Origin of the sequence: Streptomyces sp. NPDC052052, assembly GCF_040680455.1 — a bacterium.
Classification (GTDB): domain Bacteria; phylum Actinomycetota; class Actinomycetes; order Streptomycetales; family Streptomycetaceae; genus Streptomyces.
In genome coordinates this window covers 54,909-80,173 of record NZ_JBFAWU010000029.1, presented here as the reverse complement: position 1 = coordinate 80,173, position 25,265 = coordinate 54,909, and the positions used below count along the sequence as shown (strand labels likewise).

The following is a 25,265-nucleotide window of genomic DNA, read 5'->3' as shown; positions in this document are numbered from 1 at the left end:
TCAGCATCCCGGGAAGCGCCCTGCGTACAGGCCCCCGCGGACGGTCCCTCAGGAGACGGGCCGTGAGTCCGTCCACACGGACTCGAACTCCTCGCGGTACGTCGCGAAGAGCCCGTGCTCGTTCTCCTGCCCCGCCCGGACCACCGCGCGCCCGCCGCCCCGGAGCACCAGAACGGGGGCCTCCATCCCGCGTGCACGCCGCAGATACGGCTGGACGACCCCGACCGCGTCCGTCCCGTCGCCGTCCACCAGATAGGCCGTGAAGCGCGGCGTCTCGTCGAAGACATGGATCTCGAAGGCACCCGGGTCGCGGAGCCTGGAGCGGACCCGGCGCATATGGAGGATGTTCATCTCCACCGACCGGCTCAGTTCACCCTTCTTGAGGCCCAGCTCCCGCTCCCGGCGCTTGACCGCGCTGCTCGCGGGGTTGATGAACAGCAGCCGGACCCGGCAGCCGGACTCGGCGAGCCGGATGAGTCTGCGGCCGGAGTAGTTCTGCACCAGCAGGTTGAGCCCTATGCCGATGGCGTCGAGACGGCGCGCACCGCCGAAGAGGTCCTCGGCGGGCAGCTGGCGCTGGAGCCGTACCCGGTCGGCGTGGATGGAGACCACGTCCGCGTACCGGTCGCCGACCAGCTCCTCGACGGCGTCGACCGGAAGCCGGTCGGCCGACGGGACCGCGGCACCGCTGCCCAGGATCTCCAGCAGCCGGGCCGAGGCACGCTCCGCCTGAGCGAGGACCGCCTTGTTCAGGGCGCGGTTGCGGGAGACCACATTGCGGGAGACCTCGAGTTCGTCGAGCGCCAGCTCGACCTCGCGCCGGTCGTCGAAGTACGGCTCGAAGCACGGCCAGTGCTGGACCATCAGCTCGCGCAGCTGTGGAAGCGTGAGGAAACTGAGAACGTTGTCGTCGGCCGGGTCCAGCAGATAGCCCTTGCGGCGGGAGACCTCGCGCACCGCGACGGCGCGCTGCACCCACTCCTGCCCCGCCGGTCCGGCGGCGGCCACCACCCAGTCCTCGCCGTGGACCGGCCCGTAGATGGGCCGGAGCACCGCGGCGACCACGGCACGCAGACGCTGCTCCACGAGATTCAGCCAGATATAGGCACGGCCGGCCCGCTGGGCGCGCGTGCGCACCTCGCTCCAGGCGTCCGCTCCCCAGTCCAGTTCCGCGCCGATCTCCATGGGCTGCGCAAGCGAGACCGCCCCGGGCGGGGGATCGGTTGAGTCCCCCTCGTGACCTGTGTCACCCGGAGGCAGCTCGAACCCTCCCGAGCTCACCCACGCACCGCCTTCCACTCCCCCACCAATGATCAAGGAAGCGTACTCCGCAAGCGGGATCCGGTGCAGCCGCTTGCACAGGCTGCTCCCTCAACTCCGTTATGAGGTAGGCGCGTTCCAGGCGACAAGATTTCCCTCGTGAGTGGATTCATAGGGATTAAGCACCCCATTCAGGACCCTGCTCCGGGCCCGTGACCGGCCCCCGCCCGGTCCGGGCCCCCCGATCCCGGCTCCGGCGACACGGAGGGGCCCGATGTTGACCCGGTGACCCGAGCCGGAGATGCGCCGGGGGTCAGCGAGGACATCCGCGCTGCCGCAGGCGACGTGGCCCGAGATCGACTGCCGCGCGGTCTCCGGCAAGAACGCCGGCCCGACCGGCGGGCCGGCCCCAGTACGCGCCTACATCGAACAGGCCATCCCCGATGCACTGGAAGGCCGCATCGCCCCGGTCAGGGTCTTCGACGCCGAGGTCGTCCTCGACCGGGTGGCCGACGCCTACCGGGCGATGGACGAGCGCCGCCGGCTGAAGGTGCTGCTGCGCCCCTGACCGCCCGCAGGCCCGGCAAGCCCGCACGCACCCACGGTGTCGCATGCGGGTTCCGCGCCGTCCAGGGACAGAGTTTCGCGAACCCGCACATTTCGGACCGCCCGACGTCCTAGGTAGCCGCACTTCTTTCGGGGAAGATCTGGCACAAGCAGCCCGCAAGCCCCAGGCACCCGGATCAGAAGTGGAAAGGTCAACCCATGCAGGTCTGGCCGGGACAGGCGTATCCGCTCGGCGCCACGTACGACGGCGCCGGAACCAATTTCGCGGTCTTCTCGGAGGCCGCCCACCGAATCGAGTTGTGCCTGCTGCACGACGACGGTTCCGAGACGGCGGTGGAGCTGAGAGAGACCGATGCCTTCGTCCGTCACGCCTATCTGCCCGGGGTGATGCCCGGCCAGCGGTACGGATTCCGGGTGCACGGGCCGTACGAACCGGAGCGCGGGGTCCGCTGCAATTCGGCGAAACTGCTCCTCGATCCGTACGCCAGGGCCGTGTCCGGGCAGGTCCGGTGGGGCGAGGCGGTGTACGGCTACCCGTTCGGACGGCCCGACGCGCGCAACGATCTCGACTCGGCGCCGCACACCATGTCCTCGGTTGTGGTCAACCCGTACTTCGACTGGGGCGACGACCGGCGCCCCCGTACGGACTACCACCGCACGGTGATCTACGAGGCCCATGTGAAGGGTCTGACGATGCTCCATCCGGGGCTCCCGAAGGAGATGCGCGGCACCTACGCGGGGCTGGCCCATCCGGAGGTGATCGCCCATCTGACCGAACTGGGTGTCACGGCCATCGAACTGATGCCGGTTCACCAGTTCGTCCAGGACCACCGTCTGGTGGACGCCGGGCTCGCCAACTACTGGGGTTACAACACCATCGGGTTCTTCGCCCCGCACAACGCCTACGCCTCCTGGGGGGACCGCGGCGAGCAGGTGCTGGAGTTCAAGCAGGTGGTGCGTGCGCTGCACCAGGCGGGGATCGAGGTGATCCTCGACGTGGTCTACAACCACACCGCGGAAGGCAGTCACCTGGGTCCGACGCTCTCCTTCCGGGGGCTGGACAACGCCTCGTACTACCGGCTCGCCGACGACCAGCGCTACTACATGGACACCACGGGCACCGGCAACTCCCTGCTCATGCGGTCGCCGCACGTACTCCAGCTGATCATGGACTCGCTGCGGTACTGGGTCACGGAGATGCATGTGGACGGCTTCCGCTTCGATCTGGCGGCCACCCTGGCCCGGCAGTTCCACGAGGTGGACCGGCTGTCGTCGTTCTTCGACCTGGTGCAGCAGGACCCGGTCGTCAGCCAGGTGAAGCTGATCGCCGAGCCGTGGGACGTGGGCGAGGGCGGTTACCAGGTGGGGAACTTCCCGCCGCTGTGGACCGAGTGGAACGGAAAGTACCGGGACACCGTGCGGGACCTGTGGCGGGGCGAGCCACGGACCCTCGCCGAGTTCGCGGGGCGGCTCACCGGTTCGTCGGACCTCTACCAGGACGACGGACGGCGGCCGCTCGCCTCCATCAACTTCACCACCTGCCACGACGGTTTCACCCTGCACGACCTGGTCTCATACAACGACAAGCACAACGAGGCGAACGGCGAGGGCAACCGGGACGGCGAGAGCCACAACCGGTCCTGGAACTGCGGCGCGGAGGGCGAGACCGGCCAGCCGGACATCCTGGAACTGCGCGAACGCCAGATGCGGAACTTCATCGCCACCCTGATGGTGTCGCAGGGCGTGCCGATACTGAGTCACGGCGACGAGTTCGCACGCACGCAACGGGGCAACAACAACGGGTACTGCCAGGACAACGAGCTGTCGTGGGTGCACTGGCCCGACCCCGCCGCCAAGGGCAGGGCGGACGCCGCGGACGAGGTGGATCCGGCGGACGAAGGCGGTCGCCGGAGCAGTCTGCTGGAGTTCACCCGGGCCATGGTGTGGCTGCGCCGCGACCATCCGGTCTTCCGGCGCCGCCGGTTCTTCCACGGCCGCCCGGTCCAGGGCACGCACGACGAGCTCTCGGACATCGCGTGGTTCACGCCCGACGGCGACGAGATGAGACAACGGGACTGGCAGGCGGCGCATGCCAAGGCGCTCACGGTCTTCCTCAACGGCCATGCGATCTCGGAACCGGGGCCACGCGGGGAACGCATCTTCGACGACTCGTTCCTGCTGATGTTCAACGCGAGCGAGGACACGCTGAACTTCTCCGTCCCGGTGAACCACGGCCGGCAGTGGATGGTGGTGGTCGACACGGCACGCCCGGCCGGGGTCCTGCCCGGTTCGGGGCCGAAGGTGTCGGCGGGCGAACGGGTGAAGCTGGTCGGCCGGAGCATGGCGGTGCTGCAGCGGCCCGGGTAGCGTCCGGCGCGGGCCGCTGCAGGGAGCCGCCGCGGTCCGTCGCTCCCCCGGCCCGGGCAGAGTCCTCGAGCGGGGCCCCTCGGCCCGGCTCGGTGCAGGGCGACCGACGACGACACCGCCGGTCGAGCCGTTTGCTTCGTCCGATGACACAGCAGCTCGCGGGATGGGTACGTAACGGCGCATGACGCCCACCGCCACCTACCGGCTCCAGCTCCAGCCGGACTTCCCGTTCTCGGCCGCCGCGCACGCCGTGCCGTATCTCGCCGCGCTCGGCGTCTCCCATCTGCACCTGTCCCCGGTGCTGGAGGCGGTGCCCGGCTCTCGGCACGGCTACGACGTCGTCGACCCCGGCCGGGTGCGTGCGGAGCTCGGCGGTGAGGAGGGACTGCGGGACCTGGCCCGCACGGCGCGTGAGCACGGTCTCGGGCTGATCGTGGACATCGTGCCGAACCACATGGCCGCCGACCCCCGCCACAACCCCGCGCTGCGGGAGGTGCTGCGCGAGGGCCCCGGGTCCCCCCGTGCCCGCTGGTTCGACATCGACTGGGCGGCGGGCGACGGCAAGGTCCTGCTGCCGGTGCTGGCCGGGCCGATCGGCGAGGAGATCGCGCGCCTCCGGGTCGACGGCGAGGTGCTGCGCTACGGCGAGCAGGAGTTCCCGCTCCGGACGGGCACCGCCCGTCTGCCGCTGCCCGAACTGCTGGACGCCCAGCACTACCGGCTCGCCTGGTGGCGGCTGGCCCGCACCGAACTGAACTACCGGCGGTTCTTCACCATCTCGGACCTCATCGGGGTGCGGACGGAGGACCCCGAGGTGTTCACCGCCACCCACGGCAAGATCCTCGAACTGGTCCGGGACGGGGTCGTCGACGGGCTGCGCATCGACCACCCCGACGGACTCGCCGATCCGACGGCCTATCTGGATCGGCTCTCGGCGGCGACCAGGGGGCGGTGGACCGTCGTGGAGAAGATCCTCGGCCGTGACGAACCGCTGCCCGCCGACTGGCCGGTCGCGGGGACGACGGGATACGACGCACTGCACCGGATCGACGGCCTCTTCGTCGATCCGATGGGCGCGGCGGAACTGGTCGGCCACTACCGGGAGTACGCGGAGCCGGCCGGGGACCTCGGGGGTGACTGGAAGTCGACCGTCCGCCGGGCCGCGTACCGGGTGGTGACACACGAGCTGGCCGCCGAGACCGCGCTGCTGACCCGGCTCGCCGACCGCATCTGCGCCCAGGACCCTGCCCTGCGCGACCACGCGCCGTGGGCCCTGCACACCGCCGTACGCGAACTGCTCGTACGCGTCCCCGTCTACCGCCCCTACACGACGGCCGGCGGGCCCTGCACGCAGGCGGCCCGGGCGGCGTTGTCGGATGCCGCGGTCCGGGACGCAAAGGCGGTGTACTCCGTCGCGCAGGAGGCGTCGGCCGTCGATGTGGTGCGGGACCTGGCGCTGGGCCTGCTCGGCGCGGGGCCGGACCGGGCGGCGTTCTGTGCCCGGTTCGCCCAGACCGCATCGGCGCTGCGCGCCAAGTCGGTCGAGGACACGGCGTTCTACCGATACGTGCCGCTGATCTCGGCGAACGAGGTGGGCGGCGTTCCCGGACGGCCGGGGGTGACACCGGAGGAGTTCCATGCGTTCGCCGACCGGCTGGCGTGCGACTGGCCGGCCACCGGCACGGTGCTGACGACGCACGACACCAAGCGGAGTGCCGATGTGCGGGCCCGGATCGCGGTGCTGACCGAGTGTCCGGAGCAGTGGTCCGGACTGCTGGCCGAACTGGGGCGGGCGACGCCGGCCGCGGCGCCCGATCCGCAGCTCGCCTGGCAGGCCTGGCAGACGGCGGTGGGCTGCGCGACGCTGCCGGTCCGGGAGGCGGCGGGACGGCTGGAGCCCGCACTGCTGAAAGCGGTCCGCGAGTCGGGGCTCCGCACCACCTGGACCGAGCCCGATCCGGCGTACGAACGGGCGGTGACGGGCTTCGTGGCCGCGGGACCGGCCGCCGACAACGGCCCGGTGCGCGAGGCGCTGGAACGGTTCGCGGCCGGCATCGACCCGTACGTACGGGCCAATGTGCTCGGCGCGGCGCTGGTGCAGCTGACGATGCCGGGCGTACCGGATCTGTACCAGGGCACGGAGCGGGAGTACGTGGCGCTGGTGGACCCGGACAACCGGCGGCCGTTCCGTGTCCCGTCCGAGGACCTGCCCCCGGGCGAGAAAGCGCGGCTCACCGCGGCGGCGCTACGGGTGCGGCGCGAGCGGCCGGAGGTGTTCGGCGCGCCGGGGACGTACGCCCCGCTGAGCGCCCGCGGCCCGGCGGCCGCGCACTGCCTGGCGTTCTGCCGCGCGGGCGAGGTGGTCACCGTGGTGACCAGGCTGTCGCTGCGGCTGGCCGACTCGGGCGGCTGGCGCGGGACGGAGCTGACACTTCCGGACGACGGGCCATGGGCCGATCTGCTGTCGCCCGGCCGGACGTTCACCGGTCCCGGGGTCGCGCTCGCAGATCTCTTCGCCGAGCGTCCGGTGGCGCTGCTCAGCCGGGCCGGACGATCAGGGTCCGCGGACCGCGCGTGAGCAGCCCGGTGCCGACCGGGCGGAATCCGTCCGCCCAGCGGAGCTTGGGCATCGCGTCCAGCAGGGCGCGCACGCCCTGCTGGGCCTCCAGACAGCCGAGCACGACGGCCGGGCAGCCCACCGGTCCGGTGAGGGACTGGTCCTGGTCGCGGCGGAAGGGGTCGAAGTGGTCGGGGGCGGAGAACCGTTCCGGGTCGCGGCCCGCCGAGCCGATCAGACAGGCGACGCTCGCCCCGGCGGGCAGCGTGCCCCCGCTGAGGGCGACCTCGGTGACGGTACGGCGCAGCACGACCTGGACGGGCGGGTCGCGGCGCAGCGACTCCGTCCAGGCCGAGGCGACCAGGGCGGGTTCGCTGCGCAGAGCGACGAGGAGGTCGGGGGCGTCCAGCAGGTTGGCGAGGAAGGAGGCGAGCGCGGTCTCGCGCAGGCCCGTGTGCCGGGTGCAGGGCGAGGCGAGGTCCGCGACGGTACGAGGTGGCCGGGTCGGGGACGCATCGGTGGCCGGGTAGGGGCCGGCGGTCGCGTCGGCTGTGGAGCCCGCGGGCAGCCAGCGGCAGAACTCCGCCACCAGGTCCGCCTGTTGACGGCCCGCGATACGGCGCGCGAGTACATAGGCGGCCCGCTCGACCCGCTCGGCGGTGTGACGCGGCACCACTCCGTAGAGGTTCCGGCGTCGCTTGCCGGACGGCGCGCGGTGGATGCTGCCGTGGCAGAGCCCGAGGGGCGCGGGCGCTCCGCGGGGCGCGTTGTCGTGCGGGAACCCGGTGAAGCGGGGGTCACTCAGGGCCATGGTCACGTCGGCGTACCGGCTGACCAGCCAGGCGCCCAGCGGGGCGTCGTAGCTCAGCGGGTACTCCTCGCGCAGGATGCGGTAGAGCCGGTACGGGTCGCGCGCGGCGCCGGGGGCGAGGAGGCTGGGACCGGTGCCGGGGCGCGCTCCGCGCACCGCCCGTCGGCCGAGGTCCGGTCCGGGTATGTCCTCCGACGCTTCGATCTGCATCGCTACCCCCCGGGGCCTCAGGGCGCCGGTGCCCGGCGCGGTCCAGACCAGCTGATCACCGATGGCGGCGTCACGCAGTCGGAGTACGGCCATCCGGGTGATGTTGCGCGGCGCGCCGGGCGGGTTCCCGGTCCGTGGGCGAGCCCGGGTGGAGCGGTCGGGAGTCTGCGAGCAGCTCCGTGAACGCGGCGGCGGCCCCGGTGAGCTCGACGCGGGAGAAGACGGCCAGTTGCCGCCGCCACGGCGGATCGACGGTGAGCACCGCGCAGTCCTCCCCCACCGCTCCCCGTACGACGTGCGCGGGGGCCGTGGCGACTCCGACTCCGGCTGCCGCCATCCGTACGGCTGTCGAGGTGTGTTCGGTGCGCACCGCGGTAAGGGGTGTGAAGCCGGCCCGTCCGCAGGCCCAGTCGAGGAACGCCTGACCTTGGACGACGGGCTCCATCGCGCAGCGCACCCAGGGCCGGTCGGCCAGTTCCTGGAGGCGGACGGAGGTGCGTCCGGCGAGCGGGTCGTCGAACGGGACCACGAGGACGATCTCCTCCTCACCGACCGGGACGACGGGCCCCGGCCAGTGCGCGGGCGGCGGGCCGACGGCCAGGTCGGCGGTGCCGCGTTCGATCCGGTCCGCCAGGGCCTCCACGGTGGCGTACTCGTGGAGGACGAGCCCGACCCCGGGGTGTTCCCGGCGCCAGCGGGCGAAGACGTCCGGGAGGATGCCGACGGCCACCGCGTGCACCGTCGCGATGTGCAGCTCGCCGCCCTCCGCGCCCGCCGCCGCCCTGGCCGCGCGGCGCGCCTGGGCGGCGCTGCGCACCGACCGCTCGGCGTGCGGCAGGAACGCGCGGCCCATCGGGGTCAGGCGGACGCCTCGCGGCAGCCGTTCCAGCAGGGCGCCACCGACGCTTTTCTCCAGGGCCTTGATCTGGTGGGAGAGCGCGGGCTGGGTGACATGGAGGAGTTCGGCGGCCCGGGTGAAGGACGCCTCCTGGGCGACCGTGACGAAGTACTCCATCTGCCGCAGGCTCATCGCACCCTTCCCCGGCCACTGCCATGAACATTGCCATAAACGTTGTGCATCGGTTCCACAGAAACATTGCCTTGGACTCATGGCAAGGCCGGGCGGAGGCTGGGGCCATGACGCAGCCAGAGACGATCGACGACAACCGCACCGAGACCGACGTACTGGTGATCGGTGGTGGTACCGGCGGGTACTCCACCGCTCTCCGGGCCGCGGCCCTCGGTCTGAAGGTGGTGCTCGCGGAGCGCGACAAGGTCGGCGGCACCTGTCTGCACCGTGGCTGCATCCCGAGCAAGGCGATGCTGCACGCCGCCGAACTCGTGGACGGCATCGCGGAGGCCCGGGAGCGCTGGGGAGTGAAGGCGACCCTGGACTCGGTGGACTGGCCGGCGCTGGTCGCCACCCGGGACGACATCGTGGGCCGCAACCACCGGGGCGTGGTGGGTCACCTCACGCACGCCGGGGTTGACGTGGTGTACGGGGATGCGGAGTTGACCGGTCCACGCAGCGCACGTGTCACCGGGTACGGCGAGGTTGTCGCGCGCCGCGGCATCGTCCTCGCGACCGGGTCCCGGCCGCGCGTGCTGCCCGGCCTGACGCCCGACGGGCACCGTGTCGTCACCAGTGACGACGCGTTGTTCGCGCCGGCGCTGCCGAAGTCCGTGCTGGTGCTGGGGGGTGGGGCGATCGGTGTCGAGTACGCCTCGTTCCACCGGTCGATGGGCGCGGACGTCATCCTGGTGGAGGCCGCCGACCGGATCGTGCCGCTGGAGGACGCGGAGGTGTCGCGTCATCTGACGCGCGGTCTGAGGAAGCGGGGCATCGATGTGCTGGCGGGGGCCCGGCTGTTGGACGCCGCCGTGCTGGACGAGGAAGTCGTGGCGACCGTGCGCACCGCGCGCGGCGAGACCCGCACGGTGCGGGCCGAGCGGCTGCTCGTCGCGGTGGGACGCGCCCCGGTGACGGACGGGCTCGGGCTCGCGGCGGCCGGCCTGACCACGGACGACCGCGGCCATGTGGCGCCCGCCGACTGGTCCCGTCTCGAAACGTCCGTGCCCGGCATCCATGTGGTCGGTGATCTGCTGCCGCCGCCCTCCTTGGGGCTGGCCCACGCGTCCTTCGCCGAGGGGATGTTGGTCGCGGAGGTCCTGGCCGGGCTCCCCTCACGGGCGGTGGACTACACCGCCGTCCCCCGGGTCACGTACTCGTCCCCGCAGACCGCCGCGGTGGGCCTGACCGAGGCGGACGCCCGTAACGCCGGGCACGATGTCACGGTCGGCACCATGCCGCTGACCGCCGTGGCCAAGGGCATGGTGCACGGGCAGGGCGGCATGGTGAAGGTCGTCGCCGAGCGGGACGGCCGGGTGCTGGGCGTGCACCTCGTCGGTCCGCACGTCTCCGAGATGATCGCCGAGAGCCAACTGATCGTCGGATGGGAGGCCGAACCGGCCGATGTGGCCGCGCACCTCCACGCCCATCCGACGCTCTCCGAGGCGGTCGGCGAGGTCTTTCTCACCCTCGCCGGACGCGGTCTGCACCAGCAGTCCTGATGCCGCGTCCGTCCGGCCCCCGGGGCCAGTTCTCAGAGGGTGGTTCGTGAGTCTTCGGGGGGTTCTTCGTCGCCTGATGGTGTGGGCACGGGCGGAATCGGCCGGTCCGCTGCTGATGATCTGCTGGTGCGGTGGTGTGAGTGAACGCAAGCCGTACCCCAGCGACTTATCCGACGCGCAGTGGGTTCTGATCGAGCCGGTGATCACCGCGTGGAGGCACCGCTCGGTCAACGGCCACCAAGATGCCTACGAGGCGCTGCAAAATGCCAATCGGCCTCAACTCGCCGTGCGAGGATGACGGCACCGTACAGGAGATGATCTCGCAAGGGGGCTTGCACGCTCATGGAGCACCGTTCCACCCGAATACCGTGCCGCGGATCGTCAAAGGCGACCGTGGCCGCTTTCACCGGAGCCGTCGGCCGCGACACCACGGAGCGGCCCATATCCGTCGCGCTGCCGCCACCGGGCGACGAAGGCGGGACGCCATGTCACTGACTCGCCGTACCGTCCTCACCGCCATGGCCACGGCACCAGTGCTTGCCTCCGCCGGACTCCCGCGAGCAGCCGACCCTCAGATCCCTCTCGCGGCAAGCCTCGCCGCCGAGAGCCAGTCGGCAGACAGCACGAGCCTGAACGCGCGGCACAGGTTCGACCTGAGGGCCGAGCCCGTCGATCTGCTCGGCGGGGAGGTCCGGCTCGAACAGAGCAGGGTGCACCAGCAGATCGCCTTTGATCCGGTGACCGAACTCGCCTACGTGACGCAGATCATCAGCAACGGTCGTCAGCTGGCCGACGAGCCCGCCGCCGTCCCGGGCACCACCCGGGAAAGCCGGGGCGACCTGTGTATCAACGAGATCACTCCCACGGGCGCAGTCCGCGCCGTCATGTACCTGAGAGGCGTCGGCCACGGCGCCGGCCTCGGCGTCGAGCACGTCGACGGCCGTCCCTGGCTCTGGTTGGAGACCGACGCGGATCCCGTCGACAGCGGCTTCGCCTACGGCAAGCGCATCGGTCGGGTCGCGTTCACCGCCGACGCCATCGTCGATGCGGGAAGCAGCCAGATCGAGGTCTTCGATCCCGTCCCGGGGTCGTCCCATGTCACCGCTTCCCTCGACATCGACCACGGCCGGATAGGGGTGCGCCACGGGCCGTCCGGCGCCGAGGAGTACCGCGTCTACGAACTCGAGGCCTTCAAGCGCCGCGCGTTCACCCCGCTGCACAGATTCCCCGCCTGTTACCGCACCCAGTCCTGGTGTCTGTACGGGGATCTCGTCTACCAGAACGAGGGCAGCGCCTACAGCAGCGCCACGAACCCGAGCCCGGGCAATTCCTGGTGGAACGTCTATGACGTCACCACCGGCAAGATGATCGAGCGGACTTTCAACGCCACCGCCCTCGACCTTTCCCACCGCGAGACCGAAGCCATCGCCGTACGCCCGACGCCCAACGGGCCGCAGCTTGTCTTCGGCTTCGCCACACAAGAACCAGGACCGCGCCAAATGGCCCTCTACGGCATCACCAGCACCACCGACGGCACCGGCGATCACGTCCCGTGGACCGTTCTGGACTACGACACCGCCCTCTACACCCCCAACTCCAGCAACTACGTCCCCCAGTACCGCCAGCTCGGCAACCGCATCGACATCCACCTTCGGCTGGCGCACACCAACGGCACCCCCTGGACCAGTGGTGAGACGGTTCTCGTCCTCCCGCCGCACATCCGTCCGAACCGCACGCAGGGCATGGTCGGTCAGACCACGGGAGCCGGGGTTTCCGGTTCCTTCACCGTCCGCTGGGAGGTCCTCACCGACGGCTCGCTGTGCGTCTATGACGAGCGCGGGTTCAACGGCTGGATCGGGCTCGACGCCGGCTACTTCACCAGCTGAACGCTTGCGGGCTCCGAGCGCGGACCGCCCTCCAGCACTCGCCCCGCTCGCTGGACTCCGGCCGGACGGGTGTGGCGTCGGCCACGGACAAACCCGCCCGGCCAAGGGGGCAGGCAAGGCGAAAACAAACACCCCCCAGGGGTGACCATCAGACCGCGGTCAAGGGGTGGCTTCTCGTGTAGCTCCGGCCCTGTGCGCAGATCCGCGCACAGGGCCGGACGACCGCCGACCCGGTCTTGAACCGGAGGAAGTTGAGGAGCATCGTGCCGCCGACCACACTGACACCGACCTTCCCGCCGCCGGTCCGTACGCCACCACCGACCGCGCTCCCACCGGCGACGCGGATCGGGTCCCGCAAGCCCCCCCATCGCCCCCCCCTCCACGGCGATGTAGCCCGCACGATGCGTTGACGCAGGTCAGCCCCGCCGATCACGGCCCTGCCAGGCGTTCGCCAACCCTCCTAGGGCGCGTATCGAGTCGTGAGCGATGGGTCGTCAGGGTGAGGACATTGATCCAGATCATTGAGGCGCGTAGGAGTAAGCCGGCGAGGTACCTGTCCGGGGTCTTGTCGTATCGGGTGGCGATGCCGCGGAATTGAGCTTGTTGATCAGCCGCTCGACGGTGTTTCCCGCCCTGTAGATGTCGGCGTCGTGGCTGACGGGCCGACCGGGGCTGCGACAAGCCCCTTCCCCTGACCCGGCCCTGACCTCTTTGCCCTGCGCCCGGATCGGCCCTGATCGGTCCCCGACCAACCCTGAAAAGCCCCTGACAGGAGACCCACTCGGGCGACAGTGCATCCAACGTGACGACGGCACCCCGGCCGGGTCGGCACGCCTGAGACATCCGCCCTCTCAGGCAGGCGGGCCGAGAACCGGCGCGGTGAGCCGGAAGCTCATCTGCCCGAAGCTCACCTGGTCCCCGTCCCTGACCGGGACGGTACCGATGACGCGTTGTCCGTTGACGCAGGTGCCGTTGGTCGAGCCGAGATCGCGCAGCAGCCAGTGGCCGCCCCGGACGATGAGCTCCGCGTGGATCCGGGAGACGGTCTCGTGGTTGAGCCGCAGTCCGTTGCCCGGATCACGGCCGATCAGCAGCGGCTGCGGGCTCGGGACGGGGAGCTGGAGCTTGGGCAGCCGTTCGGTCTGCCAGACCCGGCGCACCCGGCCGGGAAAGCCGGACACCCCGCCCACGACCCGGAGTATCCGCCGCGACCAGCGGCCCTCGCCCTCCAGGTCGGCGGTGAGCGCCTCCAACTCCTCCGAACGGCGGGCGGTGAGGGCCAGTTCCATCCGGCGCATGAAGGTGTCGTGCGACAGCTTTCCCTGTGCCGCACCGTCTCTGAGCACGCCGAGAACACGGTCGCGCTGGGCGTCGGAGAGCCGCGCGGGATACGTGTGGGACTCGAAGGGGGACGTCACAGGGCCAATTGTCGGCCGGACGGCCCGGGGTGTCCAGGAAACCCGGCTTCCCCCGCTTCCCGCCCCCTCCTGCGTGGTGTGGGCAGGGACACCGTCAAAGGATGCGCCCGTGGTCGTCGGTGACGACGGCGGAGGCGGCGACGACCATGCTGTTCGGCCTGGGGGCGGTGGGGTCGTCGTAGTACTCGGTGCGGGCCACGGTCAGCCTTCCTCTCGTACGGGCATTGCCGTCGCCCACACCGCATCGAAGCTCTCTGCGTAGGTGTCGAACATGCCACCCTCCTGGTGACGGCGAAGATGCCACACCGGGGCGGCGCAGGCGTTGACGCCCCAGACGTGTGCGTTGACCAGTTGCTGGTCGTCGGCACGGTAGAGGAAGTTGTAGAGCGTGGTGCCGTGGGTGCACAGAACGCCCTCGCCGAAAATTCGGAGCGCTGCTGGGAAGACCTTGCTACCGTCTCCCGCCGCAGCCCGCCCGCCGATCGGAGGCGGCCACCGGTGCGCCCTGAGGAGACTTTGTGACCCGTGCAGTATCCGAATTGACCATCCGTCCGCTGGCCGGCCCGGAGGAGCTCGGGCTCTTTCTCCAGCTGTCGTACACGCTCGATCACGAGCTGGCCGAGGACCTGGAGAGCGGGCGTCGCCGTCCGGAGTGGACGTGGGTGGCGCTGCGGGGCGAGCGGCTGGTGGGGCGAATCGCCTGGTGGAGCCGGGACGGTGACACACCCCTGCTGCTCGACTTCTTCGACCTCGACGACACCCTTCCCGAGCCCGAACGCGGCGAGACGGGGCTGCGGTTGCTGGAGACGGCGACGGCGGCGGTCGTGCCCGCCGGAGCGCCACGGCCCGAGTACGGACGCTTCGTGCCGCCCGACTGGCGCGAGGACCCGGCGGTCCGCGAGGTCGTCGAGGCCCGGATCCGGGTCATGGAGCGCTCCGGCGCACGGATGCTGGTCGAGCGGCTGCGCCTGGAGTGGCGCGTCGGCACACCGGTCCCCGCCGGCAGCGGCCGGCTGCGGTTCCGTCCCGTCGCGGACCGCGAGGACCTCCTCGCGCTGATGACTCCGGTGATGGAGGGCACCCTGGACGCCCACGGCCGGGCCGACCTGGCGTCCGGGCTCAGCGCGCGCGAGTCGGCCGAGAAGCACTACGACGAGGAGCTGGCAACGTACTCGACTCCGCGGGAGTGGTGGCGGATCGCCGAACTCCCCGACGGTGAACCGGTCGGCTTCGTGATCCCGGCCCGCAACAGCTACAACCCGATCATCGCCTACCTCGGTGTGCTGCCCGCCCATCGCGGTCACGGCTACATCGACGACATCCTCGCCGAGGGGACCGGGGTGCTGGCCGCGCAGGACGACGTGGTGCGGATCCGGGCCGCGACCGATCTCGGCAACGTCCCGATGGCCAGGTCCTTCGAACGACTCGGCTATGTGAACTTCGAGCGCTCCTTCGACATGGTCTGGGACTGACGTACCTCGGCCGGCCGCCGCGCGCCCGCACCGGCCCGTCGCCTCAGTCGGTGCCGCCCCCGTCCGGTGCGGGGTCGGGGGTGAGTTCCGCCAGCCAGTCCAGGCGGAGCTGCTGCTCGGCCGGGATGGCCGCGTCCTCTCCGCGCGGGCCCACGTTGAGGAGCAGATTGCCGCCGTCGGATGCCGTCTCCCGGACCAGTGATTCCAGTGCGTCCCGGCCGAGGAACGCCTCGGGCGGGGAGTTGCGGTTGTAGCCGAAGCTGTGGTCGATGCCCCGGGTGATCTCGTACGGGTCGGGGCCGGTGTAGCGGGCGAACTCGGGCGTACGGAAGTCGTAGTACGGAGGTTTGCGCGGGACGAAGCCCTCGCCCTGGGCGATGGTGCGGCGCTCCCAGCGGTTGTACAGGGCCTTGGCGCCGGGGATGCCCAGGGCGCGCCACACGGGTGCGTACGGGAGGAGCCGGTCGTTGACGACGCCGTGCGGCACGGTGAAGCGGTAGTACTCGACGAGTCGCTGGATGTCGGTGCGGGAGCCGGGCCAGGCGATGTCGTTCCAGAGGATGTCGGGGCGGTAGCGGCGGATCAGTTCCCGCATCTGTGCGCCCGCGTACGCGGAATAGCTGCCGCGCGGGACGGCCGAGACGGTGTCCGCGCCGGTGCCTATCGGGCGGTCGTCGAAGGTCCAGTCGAGGCCGCCGGAGTAGTAGACGCCGAACCGCAGTCCCTCGGCCCGTACGGCTTCGGCGAATTCACCGACCACGTCGCGGGCGGTGTGCCATCCGGTGCGGTGTGGGTTCGCGACCTCGGAGGGCCAGAGGCAGAAGCCGTCGTGGTGTTTGGTGACGAGGACGGCGTAGCGGGCGCCCGCGGCCCGGAAGCTGCGGGCCCAGGCAGCGGGGTCCCAGGTGTCCAGGGCGTCGTTGAAGTCGCCTCCGAAGGCGGTGTACGGGCGGGTGCCGTAGGTCGCGCGGTGGTGGGCGGAGACCGGGCTGCCGGGGAAGCGGAGCGCGTTCTCGTACCACTCGGCGTACGAGGTCCAGCCGAGCGGCGAGCGGCGGCCCGCCACGGGAAGTTCGTCCACGGGAACGTACGGCGGGGCCCAGCCCGGTACGGAGGCGGGCGTCCAGTGCACGAAGATCCCCAGTCGGGCCCGGGACCACCAAGAAGCAACCATGGCGGGAAGTATTGATCATGCAGGGGCCCGTTCGTAAGGCCCGGCCTCTTCTCCGGTGTGCCGGTCCGGCCCCGGGCCGCCCGCTCCGTGGGGGGAACGCGTAGGGAGGGAACGCGTGTGACGGAAGTACGTATGGCGGATGTGCGTATCGAGGAGAACCCGGCGGGGCAGTGATCAGGTTCAGGCCTTAATCGCCAGGAACGGGCTCGATCCAGTGGCGGGGTCAGTCGTCGCGGCTGATGCCGTCCTTGGGGCACGGGGGCGAGGAGACGAGGAGGGTTGCATGCTGTTCGAGGTATGGGCGCCGGATGCGGACTCGGTCGAACTGCGGCTGGAGGGTGTGCCGTTGGCCATGGGGCGTGATCCCGGACGGAGCGGTTGGTGGACGGCCGAGGCGGAGGCGTCGGACGGGGACCGGTACGGCTTCGTGCTGAACGGGGGCGGGGGCAGCGGGGGTGAGGGCGGGGCCGGCCGGCCCGTGCTGCCCGATCCGCGCTCGCGCCGTCAGCCGGACGGTCCCGACGGCGCGAGCGCCGTCGTCGACCACTCGGCGTACGTCTGGCACCACGACTGGGACGGCCGGGGGCTTCCGGGCGTCGCGGTCCTGTACGAGCTGCACATCGGCACGTTCACCGCGGAGGGCACCTTCGACGCCGCGGCGGAGCGGCTCGGCCACCTGGTCGACCTGGGCATCACCCATGTGTCGCTCATGCCGGTCTGTCCCTTTCCCGGTACCCATGGGTGGGGTTACGAGGGGGTGTCGCTCTGGGCCGTGCACGAGCCGTACGGCGGCCCGGAGGGGCTCAAGCGTTTTGTCGACACGGCGCACGGTCTCGGGCTCGGGGTCGTCCTGGACGTGGTCCACAACCACTTCGGCCCGTCCGGCAATCATCTCCCGGCCTTCGGCCCCTATCTCACCGAGACCCACCACACGCCGTGGGGCGCCGCGGTCAACCTCGACGCCCCGGGCTCGGACGAGGTGCGGGCCTGTCTGCTGGGCAGTGCGCTCGCCTGGCTGCGCGACTACCGGCTGGACGGGCTGCGGCTGGACGCGATCCACGCCCTGGTCGACACACGGGCCCTGACCTTTCTGGAGGAGCTGTCCGCGGCCACCGACGCGCTCGCCGTGGAACTCGGTCGTCCGCTCTCGCTGATCGCCGAGTCCGACCGCTGCGACCCGCGCACGACCACACCCCGCGAGTCCGGGGGCATTGGCCTGCACGCCCAGTGGAACGACGACTTCCATCACGCCGTGCACACCGCGCTGACCGGTGAATCGCAGGGCTATTACGCGGACTTCGCCGCCGCTCCGCTGGCCGCCGTCGCCAAGACCGTGACGAGCGCGTTCTTCCACAACGGCACGTACTCCACCTTCCGCGGCCGTACCCACGGACGTCCCGTCGACGTCGTCCACACCCCCGCCCACCGCTTCGTCGGCTATGCCCAGACGCACGACCAGATCGGCAACCGGGCCCTGGGCGACCGGCTGTCCGCCACCCTCTCCCCCGGCCTGCTGGCCTGTGCCGCGGCCCTCGTACTGACCGGGCCCTTCACACCGATGCTCTTCATGGGCGAGGAGTGGGGCGCCCGCACCCCGTGGCAGTTCTTCACCGACCACACCGATCCGGTGCTCGCCGAGGCGGTCCGCGACGGCAGGCGGCGGGAGTTCGCGGCGCACGGCTGGGTGGTCGACGACATCCCCGACCCGCAGGACCCGGCCACCCGGAACCGCTCCTGCCTGGACTGGAGCGAACCGGCGCAGGAACCGCACGCCCGCCTGCTCGCCTGGTACCGCGAGCTGATCGCGCTGCGCCACGCCCTGCCCGACCTCTCCGACCCGGATCTGGCGTCGGTGCGTACCGCCCACGACGAGGCGGCACGCTGGCTGGCGTACCGGCGCGGGGATCTGCGGATCGCGGTCAACCTCGGCGAGAAGCCGGCCGCGATCCCGCTGGGCGCGGGCCGGCACCGAGGCGTCGGGGGCCGGGTGGTAGCCGCATGGGAGCCGGTGCAGGCCCCGGACAGCGACGGGCTGCTGCACCTGCCACCGGAGTCGTGCGTGGTGCTGGCCGACGAATGAGGTCCGACCGGGTGGCCTCCGCAGCTCGAGCAGTTGCTCTTGGGCTGCGCAGATCGTTGGGCCGGACGCTGCCGAGCACGGGATCCGCCGGGTGCCGTCTCCATGGGCCCGTTGGTCTACATGCCCCGTTCCGGACCGTGCCCGACTTTTGTGGGCTCACCGGGCGCCATCGGCGGGTACTCCAGCAGAACGGGTCCGGGATAGAACGCGGCACTCCGGTACCCCGCCATGTCCTGTCCGATCAGGAACCGGTACATCCACTCGCTGAAGGACATCGGGTATCCGGCCCAGTCCCCGTCTTCGCACGCCACGCACATGCCTCCGGGGAACCCGTGGACCTCGGGTGCCAGGAAGATGACCTCTCCCCGGTCCGTGCCGGCCAGCGGAATCAGACCCTCCCGTGTTCCGAAGGCAAGGTCCGGCAGCCCGCAGATAACGCGGGGGTCGGACTCAGGGTCGTCTCTCCAGTCCCGTTGCCAACGCGTCTCGGCCCACACTCGCGAGGTGCCCCGTATCTCTTCAGCCAGGTTCCAGCGTCCGGTGGCCGGATGCGGCAGGAACAGATGCCCGTTGATCTGGATCGGCGCGTAGGCGTCAACGATGATCTTGTAGTCGGCGGGAAGCGTTGTGCCGAGCTCGGCCTCCAGCCGGGCCCAGGCAGCCGGATCGGCAAAGCGGTTCTCGGGCGGCCCGATCATGTCGATCACGGCTTGCAGGTGGTCGGTCACGGCGCCTCGTAGGACGTAAGAGCGGGCTCGTCGCAAGCGGTCGCACCGAGCTCTGTCAGTTCTTGTGCAGGGTGGCGGTCAGATCCTGCCTGACACGCGGAGGCTTCGTCGTGCTGTGTGCGGGGCATCGGCTTGACTGAGCGTCTGGTACCGGTCGGCCTGTGGGAGCCGAACCACGGTGATGTGCCGTGAGCGCGGCGCCCATGGGGCCTGGACTGGTCAGGGTACGCGATCGGCTCCGCTTGCGTCCGGCTCTCGAAGGGGCACCTTGGCCGGACCGACTCCGACCGACCGCGGCACGAACAGGGGCCGAAACTGAAGTACGTTCGGCGCATGATGAACGCTCCGGAACCCTGGCCGGTCGCCCGGTGAGCGACTGGTGGGCCTGTCTCGAGGAACAGACACGGTCGGAGGTCGATGCGAGTGTGCAACGCGACCAGCGGATGACGGCAGTCACGGCTGTATGGGAGGCCCTTCGCCCGTTGGGACTGGGCCTGTATGAGGCGGAGCAGGTGGTCCACGCTCGCTACCAGGCCCTCGGGGACCGGGTTCAGCGCGCGTCCCCCGATCCGCTCGACGTCCCCTCGCTCACCACTCGTGCCGCGGCTCTCCCCGGCCGGCTGGTTGCCGTCGAGGCTCTGTGGGACGGCGACACCGTCCACAACTGGTTCGTCCTGCTGGTCGCGGTCCTGGACGACCCGCCCGGGGAGGGCCACTTGGCGACCGTCCGCCGTCGCCCCGGCGGACGCCCGCCGGGCCCCACTGCTGCCGCGGCGGGCGCGGCCCTCGCTCACCGCCTCGAAGTGCCCTTCCACTTCACCTCCCCGGACATTCCCGACGACGAAGCCCCGCTCCGGAGGGAAGCCCGGCATCGGCGCGAAGGGCAGAGATGAGGCAGCTGCACTGGCCTCCGCAGCCGCCCGGTCGAAGGCCACTCCTCAGGTCGGACACCACCCGGCAGGCTCCGGCGGCCCGTCGGCCACGTGCGGTCGCGGCTACTCGACGATGGCCAGTTCGCGCGACGTGCTGTTGAGGCGTCGGCCGCCGTCCTCGGTCACGGTCACGATGTCCTCGATCCGGACACCGAACCGGCCCGGCAGGTAGATACCCGGCTCCACGGAGAAGCACATCCCGGGCACCAGCGGCTGCTCCTCGCCCTCGATCATGTAGGGCGGTTCGTGGGTGGTGACCCCGATGCCGTGGCCGGTGCGGTGGATGAACTGCTCGCCGTAGCCGGCCTCGGTGATGACGGTGCGGGCGGCCCGGTCGATCTCCTGGCAGGCGATCCCGGGCCGGACCGCGTCGCAGCCCGCCTGCTGGGCCTGCCGCACGATGTCGTGGACCCGCTGCTCCTCGGCGGTGGGTTCGCCGACGTGGACGGTCCGGGAGGTGTCGGAGCCGTACCCGTGCTTGAGGCCGCCGAAGTCGAGCACGACCATGTCGCCGTGCTCGATGACGCGGTCGCCCGCCTCGTGGTGCGGGTTGGCGCCGTTGGGGCCGGAGCCGACGACGGTGAAGTCGACCTGGGAGTGCCCGTACTGCTTGAGCAGGGCGGACAGGTCGGCGGCGATGTCGGTCTCCTTGCGGCCGGCGAAGCGCACCTTGAGGATCTCGCCGTAGGTGGCGTCGGCGGCGGCTCCGGCGGCCGCGATCCGCTCCAGCTCGGCGGCGTCCTTCACCGCGCGCAGCATCGGCAGCGCCTCGGTGAGGGAGACGTACGAGGTGTCCGGAAGGGTCCGCTGAAGGCCCAGCAGATGCATCGCCCAGGCGTTGTCGCTGACCGCGAACCGGCCCCGGCCGTCGAGCAGGGGTGCGGTGACGGCGTACGGGTCCTTGCCGTCGGTCCAGTCCCGGAGGGTGAACGCGGGCGAGCCGACCGCGCTCTCGGCGTCCGGGGCCTCCAGGGTCGGGACGACGAGGACCGGGTCACGGCCGGGCACGATGACGAGGACGGTGAGGCGTTCGGTGTTCACGGGCTGGTAGCCGGTGAGGTGGACGAGGTCGGGGCCGGGGGCGACCAGCACTCCCGCGAGCCCGGCCTCGGCGGCACCCTCGGCGGCACGGGCCATCCGGGCCCGGTAGTCGTCGGCGGTGAACGGTGCGGGCTGGTTCGGGCTGGTCATGCGAGCCTCCTGACGACGTGACACGGCATACAGCATCCTGCCCGCGTGGACCGCTCCCCGCGAGCGGGAGGCCAGGCCCCCTGGCGGCCGTCTGATCGGTGGCAGCCCCGGTGACCTCCACGGCCTCGGTGGAGTCCGTGGCCTCCGCGGTCAGGCCGGCGACAGGCCGCTGATGTCCAGGTCGAACGGGTCCGGCAGGCGCAGCACGGTCCCGAACGGGCGCGGGCCGTCGACACGGGTGTAGCCGAGGCGGCCCGGCTCGGAGAACAGGGTGGTGCTGCCCTCGATCCGGTCGACGACGAGGTGGAGCGGGGCCCCGTACTCGGCGTACCGGCGGCGTTTCACGACCCGGTCGGTCTCCGCGTTCGACTCCGACGTCACCTCGACGATGAGGATCTTTGGAGTGGTGTGACCTGGGGGAACCTCATGCGAAGGCGCCGGGCCCCACCTCACGGCAAAGCCGGCAGCGGCAGCGCCGCCTCCCGTACCGCCGCCGCGGCCAGAGCGTCCAGCACCGGTGCGATCAGCGGGTGGCCCTCCGCGCCGTGCCGCACCGCGGCGAAGACCCGGCGGGTCGGGGCGCTGCCCTCCACCGGACGGACCACCACCCCGGTCAGCTCCATCCCGCGCAGCGCCGACCTCGGCACCAGCGCCACCCCGGCGCCCGCACCGGCCAGTGCGACCACCGCACGGAAGTCGTCCGAGGAGTGCGCGAGCCTGGGCTGGAACCCGGCGAACTCGCAGGCCAGGACCATCACGTCATGGCACGGGTTGCCGGGGTAGGGGCCGATCCAGGCATCCTTCTCCAGGTCGGCGATCGCCACCTGTTCCTGCCCCGCCAGGCGGTGCCCCACCGGCAGGACCGCGTCGAACGGCTCCGAGTACAGCGGCACCCGGGTCAGCCGCTGGTCGTCCTCGTCCGGTGCGCCCCGGTACTCGACGGCGACCGCGACATCGACCTGCCGGTCGAGCACCATCGGAACGCTCGCATCGCCCTCGGCGTCCTGGACACGGACCCGGATGCCGGGCGCGGTGCGGGTCAGTTCGGCGATCGCGGGGGCGAGAACCAGGCCGATGCCGGTGGCGAACGCGGCGACCGTGACCGTGCCGGCGTCCCCGGCGTCGTACGCGGCGAGTTCCGCCTCGGCCCGTTCCAGCTGCGCCAGCACCGCGTTGGTGTGCGTCAGCAGGATCTCCCCGGCGGGGGTGAGCCGGGCGCCGCGCGCATTGCGTTCGACGAGCCGGTGCCCGGTCTCCTGCTCCAGGGCGGCGAGCTGCTGGGAGACCGCGGAGGGCGTCAGATACAGCGCGGCGGCTGCGGCGGTCACGGTGCGGTGGTCCGCCACCGCACGGAGAATGCGCAGCCGTCGTGCATCGATCATGTTCCCCATTGTCCCAGGTCACGAAGGGAGCCCGGCCCCGGGTGAGGTTCCCGGGGCCGGGCTCGTCCCGCGCCTGGTTCCCGGCGCCGCTGCTCTGCCGGCTACTCCCCCAGCGCGGCCCGCGCGTCGACGAAGGCGTCCACGGCGCGGTTGACGTCCGCCGTGGAGTGCGCGGCGGAGAGCTGGACGCGGATCCGGGCCGCACCCTGCGGGACGACCGGGTAGGAGAACCCGATCACGTACACACCGCGCTCCAGGAGCAGCTCCGCCATCCGGCCTGCCTTCGCCGCGTCCCCGATCATGACGGGGGCGATGGCGTGGTCGCCGGGCAGGATGTCGAAGCCCTCCTCGGTCATCCGGTTACGGAAGAGCGCGGTGTTGGCGTTGAGCTGCTCGCGCAGGTCGCCCGCGGCCTCCAGCAGGTCCAGGACCTTGAGCGAGGCCGCCGCGATGACCGGGGCGAGCGAGTTGGAGAAGAGGTACGGGCGGGAACGCTGGCGCAGCAGGGCGACGATCTCGGAGCGGGCCGCGACATAGCCGCCGGACGCGCCGCCGAGCGCCTTGCCGAGGGTGCCGGTGATGATGTCGACACGGTCCATCACGTCGTGCAGTTCGGGCGTGCCGCGTCCGCCGGGGCCGACGAAGCCGACCGCGTGCGAGTCGTCGACCATGACCATGGCGTCGTAGCGCTCGGCCAGGTCGCAGATCTCGCGCAGCGGGGCGACGTAACCGTCCATGGAGAAGACGCCGTCGGTGACGACGAGCCGGCGCCGGGCCCCGGACGCCTCCTTCAGCTGCATCTCCAGGTCGGCCATGTCGCGGTTGGCGTAGCGGAAGCGCTTGGCCTTGGAGAGGCGGATGCCGTCGATGATGGAGGCGTGGTTGAGGGCGTCGGAGATGACCGCGTCCTCCGGGCCGAGCAGGGTCTCGAAGACGCCGCCGTTGGCGTCGAAGCAGGAGGAGTAGAGGATCGTGTCCTCCTGGCCGAGGAACGCGGAGAGCCGCTGTTCCAGCTCCTTGTGGACCTCCTGGGTGCCGCAGATGAAGCGGACCGAGGCCATGCCGTAGCCCCAGCGGTCCAGGGCCTCGTGGGCGGCGGCGATCACCTCGGGGTGGTCGGCGAGGCCCAGGTAGTTGTTGGCGCAGAAGTTGAGCACCTCACCGGGGCGGCCGCCGGCGGTGACGGCGACGCTCGCGGACTGCGGGGTGCCGATCACACGCTCGGGCTTGTGGAGTCCGGCGGCCTGGATCTCGTCGAGGGTGGTGCGCATGTCGTCGCGGACGGAGTCGAACATGGGGGTGTCTCCCAGCTGAGTACGGAGGCGGTCGGAGGGCTCAGGCGGTCGCGGGTCTCGGCGCTCGCGAGTTTCGGCGATCTCGGGTCTCGGCGGTCGCGGGGCTCAGGCGGTCCAGTCGAGGATGACCTTGCCGCCGCGCCCGCTCGCCGCGTCGTCGAAGGCCGCCTCGAAGTCCCGGTACCCGTACCGGCCGGTGATCACGGGGGCGAGGTCGAGGCCGCCCTCCAGCAGGACGGACATGGCGTACCAGGTCTCGAACATCTCACGGCCGTAGATGCCCTTGAGGGTGATCATCGAGGTGACGATGCGGGACCAGTCGACGGCGAACTCCTCGGACGGCAGTCCGAGCATGGCGATCCGGCCGCCGTGGGTCATGTTCGCGAGCATCTCGCGCATCGCCTCGGGCCGGCCGGACATCTCCAGGCCGATGTCGAATCCCTCGCGCAGTCCGAGGCGCTGCTGGCCTTCGGCGACGGTCTCCTCGGCAACGTTGAGGGCGAGGCTGACGCCGACCTTCCTGGCCAGTTCCAGCCGGGCCTCGCTGACGTCGGTGATGACGACGTGGCGGGCGCCGGCGTGCCGGGCGACGGCGGCGGCCATGATGCCGATCGGGCCGGCGCCGGTGATCAGTACGTCCTCGCCGACCAGCGGGAACGACAGTGCGGTGTGCACGGCGTTGCCGAACGGGTCGAAGATCGCGGCGACGTCGAGGTCGACGGGAACCCGGTGCACCCAGACGTTGGACGCGGGCAGGGCGACGTACTCAGCGAACGCCCCGTCCCGGCCGACGCCCAGTCCGAGCGTGGAACGGCACAGGTGGCGGCGGCCCGCCAGGCAGTTGCGGCACTTCCCGCAGACCAGGTGGCCCTCGCCGCTGACCAGGTCGCCGACGCTGATGTCGACCACGTCCGCGCCGATCTCCGCCACCTCGCCGACGAACTCGTGTCCGAGGACGAGCGGGGTGCGTACGGACTGCTGGGCCCAGCCGTCGTAGTTCCGGATGTGCAGATCGGTGCCGCAGATGCCGGTGCGGAGCACCTTGATCAGCACGTCCGAGGGACCGATCTCCGGCTCCGGCACGTCCATCAGCCAGAGTCCCGGCTCGGCCTTCTGCTTCACGAGTGCCTTCACGGCTGCGGCTCCCTGTGCTGTACGCGTTGAGTACCCCGGGCCGGGGCAGCTTGGGGGAAGCCTGCGGCCCGGGGAGAAGAGGGGGACGGCATGGCAGCGTGCGTCGATCGGCTGCCGCGCACCATCCTCTGCCGTCACAGAGAAATCTGCCGCACCCCGCGCCACAGGTCCATCGAGGTTTTCTTAAACGCGCCCGCAGCTGTGCTTCATGCCGGAGCGTCGGCTGTGCA

General features: G+C 71.2%; 19 protein-coding genes and 5 pseudogenes. 9 read left to right on the top strand and 15 right to left on the bottom strand.

Going from position 1 to position 25,265, the window contains the following annotated elements:
* Nucleotides 1–48 precede the first annotated feature (48 nt).
* Complete coding sequence (locus AB0L71_RS28965) at nt 49–1,281, bottom strand: SAV2148 family HEPN domain-containing protein (protein ID WP_365248394.1); 1,233 nt, start codon at nt 1,279–1,281, stop codon at nt 49–51.
* A gap of 280 nt (nt 1,282–1,561) precedes the next feature.
* Here AB0L71_RS28965 and AB0L71_RS28960 point away from each other — a divergent pair, with 280 nt between their 5' ends.
* From AB0L71_RS28960 to treY, 3 genes are all read left to right on the top strand, one after another.
* A complete protein-coding gene (locus AB0L71_RS28960) occupies nt 1,562–1,828 on the top strand; it encodes a hypothetical protein (protein ID WP_365248392.1) in 267 nt (88 codons plus the stop codon).
* Nucleotides 1,829–2,025: 197 nt separating this feature from the next.
* Nucleotides 2,026–4,194 (top strand): glycogen debranching protein GlgX, encoded by a 2,169-nt coding sequence (glgX, locus tag AB0L71_RS28955; RefSeq protein WP_365248390.1) that lies wholly within the window; start codon nt 2,026–2,028, stop codon nt 4,192–4,194.
* Nucleotides 4,195–4,375: 181 nt separating this feature from the next.
* Nucleotides 4,376–6,772: a malto-oligosyltrehalose synthase gene (gene treY / locus AB0L71_RS28950; protein WP_365248388.1), complete on the top strand. Its 2,397-nt coding sequence runs from the start codon at nt 4,376–4,378 to the stop codon at nt 6,770–6,772.
* Here treY and AB0L71_RS28945 read toward each other — a convergent pair.
* Entirely contained in the window at nt 6,732–7,772 is a 1,041-nt protein-coding gene (locus tag AB0L71_RS28945) for a cytochrome P450 (protein WP_365248432.1), read from the bottom strand. The two genes, treY and AB0L71_RS28945, sit on opposite strands and share 41 nt — an antisense overlap.
* Before the next feature lie 70 nt (nt 7,773–7,842).
* Nucleotides 7,843–8,802 carry a LysR family transcriptional regulator gene (locus AB0L71_RS28940; protein WP_365248386.1) on the bottom strand — a complete coding sequence of 320 codons (960 nt, stop codon included), beginning with the start codon at nt 8,800–8,802 and terminating at the stop codon, nt 7,843–7,845.
* A 107-nt stretch (nt 8,803–8,909) separates the two neighbouring features.
* Between AB0L71_RS28940 and lpdA the strand changes: the two genes are divergently transcribed.
* The 3 genes and pseudogenes from lpdA to AB0L71_RS28925 all read left to right on the top strand — a co-directional run bounded on the left by lpdA (nt 8,910) and on the right by AB0L71_RS28925 (nt 12,229).
* Nucleotides 8,910–10,343, top strand: coding sequence for a dihydrolipoyl dehydrogenase (gene lpdA / locus AB0L71_RS28935; protein ID WP_365248384.1), 1,434 nt, complete (start codon nt 8,910–8,912; stop codon nt 10,341–10,343).
* Between the two features lie 136 nt (nt 10,344–10,479).
* Nucleotides 10,480–10,563 (top strand): annotated as a pseudogene (locus AB0L71_RS28930) (IS5/IS1182 family transposase); the annotation flags it as partial.
* A 265-nt stretch (nt 10,564–10,828) separates the two neighbouring features.
* Nucleotides 10,829–12,229, top strand: a complete 1,401-nt coding sequence (locus tag AB0L71_RS28925) for a signaling protein (protein ID WP_365248382.1) — start codon at nt 10,829–10,831, stop codon at nt 12,227–12,229.
* A 148-nt stretch (nt 12,230–12,377) separates the two neighbouring features.
* Here AB0L71_RS28925 and AB0L71_RS28920 read toward each other — a convergent pair whose 3' ends face one another.
* From AB0L71_RS28920 to AB0L71_RS28900, 5 genes and pseudogenes are all read right to left on the bottom strand, one after another.
* Nucleotides 12,378–12,587 (bottom strand): hypothetical protein, encoded by a 210-nt coding sequence (locus tag AB0L71_RS28920; protein ID WP_365248380.1) that lies wholly within the window; start codon nt 12,585–12,587, stop codon nt 12,378–12,380.
* Nucleotides 12,588–12,658: 71 nt separating this feature from the next.
* A pseudogene (locus tag AB0L71_RS28915) lies at nt 12,659–12,897 on the bottom strand (hypothetical protein); the annotation flags it as partial.
* Nucleotides 12,898–13,080: 183 nt separating this feature from the next.
* Nucleotides 13,081–13,647 carry a DUF1707 and FHA domain-containing protein gene (locus AB0L71_RS28910; RefSeq protein WP_365248378.1) on the bottom strand — a complete coding sequence of 189 codons (567 nt, stop codon included), beginning with the start codon at nt 13,645–13,647 and terminating at the stop codon, nt 13,081–13,083.
* A 97-nt stretch (nt 13,648–13,744) separates the two neighbouring features.
* Nucleotides 13,745–13,846: pseudogene (locus tag AB0L71_RS28905) on the bottom strand (DNA mismatch repair protein MutT); the annotation flags it as partial.
* A gap of 2 nt (nt 13,847–13,848) precedes the next feature.
* Nucleotides 13,849–14,049 (bottom strand): annotated as a pseudogene (locus tag AB0L71_RS28900) (XRE family transcriptional regulator); the annotation flags it as partial.
* A gap of 116 nt (nt 14,050–14,165) precedes the next feature.
* Between AB0L71_RS28900 and AB0L71_RS28895 the strand changes: the two are divergent.
* On the top strand, nt 14,166–15,119 hold the full coding sequence (locus AB0L71_RS28895) for a GNAT family N-acetyltransferase (RefSeq protein ID WP_365248376.1): 954 nt from the start codon (nt 14,166–14,168) through the stop codon (nt 15,117–15,119).
* 43 nt (nt 15,120–15,162) lie between these two features.
* Here AB0L71_RS28895 and AB0L71_RS28890 read toward each other — a convergent pair whose 3' ends face one another.
* A complete protein-coding gene (locus AB0L71_RS28890) occupies nt 15,163–16,293 on the bottom strand; it encodes an alpha-L-fucosidase (protein ID WP_365248374.1) in 1,131 nt (376 codons plus the stop codon).
* Between the two features lie 283 nt (nt 16,294–16,576).
* On the opposite strand from AB0L71_RS28890, the gene treZ reads away from it, so the two are divergent.
* Nucleotides 16,577–18,373 carry a malto-oligosyltrehalose trehalohydrolase gene (gene treZ, locus AB0L71_RS28885; protein WP_365248372.1) on the top strand — a complete coding sequence of 599 codons (1,797 nt, stop codon included), beginning with the start codon at nt 16,577–16,579 and terminating at the stop codon, nt 18,371–18,373.
* A gap of 116 nt (nt 18,374–18,489) precedes the next feature.
* Here the strand turns inward: treZ and AB0L71_RS28880 are convergent, their stop codons facing one another.
* Nucleotides 18,490–19,101 carry a hypothetical protein gene (locus AB0L71_RS28880; protein ID WP_365248370.1) on the bottom strand — a complete coding sequence of 204 codons (612 nt, stop codon included), beginning with the start codon at nt 19,099–19,101 and terminating at the stop codon, nt 18,490–18,492.
* Between the two features lie 425 nt (nt 19,102–19,526).
* On the opposite strand from AB0L71_RS28880, the gene AB0L71_RS28875 reads away from it, so the two are divergent.
* Entirely contained in the window at nt 19,527–19,994 is a 468-nt protein-coding gene (locus tag AB0L71_RS28875; RefSeq protein ID WP_365248368.1) for a hypothetical protein, read from the top strand.
* Between the two features lie 102 nt (nt 19,995–20,096).
* On the opposite strand, the gene AB0L71_RS28870 is transcribed toward AB0L71_RS28875, so the two are convergent.
* The 5 genes and pseudogenes from AB0L71_RS28870 to tdh all read right to left on the bottom strand — a co-directional run bounded on the left by AB0L71_RS28870 (nt 20,097) and on the right by tdh (nt 25,035).
* Nucleotides 20,097–21,224: an aminopeptidase P family protein gene (locus AB0L71_RS28870; protein WP_365248366.1), complete on the bottom strand. Its 1,128-nt coding sequence runs from the start codon at nt 21,222–21,224 to the stop codon at nt 20,097–20,099.
* 150 nt (nt 21,225–21,374) lie between these two features.
* Nucleotides 21,375–21,620 (bottom strand): annotated as a pseudogene (locus AB0L71_RS28865) (Uma2 family endonuclease); the annotation flags it as partial.
* A gap of 53 nt (nt 21,621–21,673) precedes the next feature.
* Nucleotides 21,674–22,606: a LysR family transcriptional regulator gene (locus AB0L71_RS28860; protein ID WP_365248364.1), complete on the bottom strand. Its 933-nt coding sequence runs from the start codon at nt 22,604–22,606 to the stop codon at nt 21,674–21,676.
* A 101-nt stretch (nt 22,607–22,707) separates the two neighbouring features.
* Entirely contained in the window at nt 22,708–23,901 is a 1,194-nt protein-coding gene (locus AB0L71_RS28855) for a glycine C-acetyltransferase (RefSeq protein ID WP_365248362.1), read from the bottom strand.
* Nucleotides 23,902–24,006: 105 nt separating this feature from the next.
* Nucleotides 24,007–25,035 (bottom strand): L-threonine 3-dehydrogenase, encoded by a 1,029-nt coding sequence (gene tdh, locus AB0L71_RS28850; RefSeq protein ID WP_365248360.1) that lies wholly within the window; start codon nt 25,033–25,035, stop codon nt 24,007–24,009.
* Nucleotides 25,036–25,265: the final 230 nt, after the last annotated feature.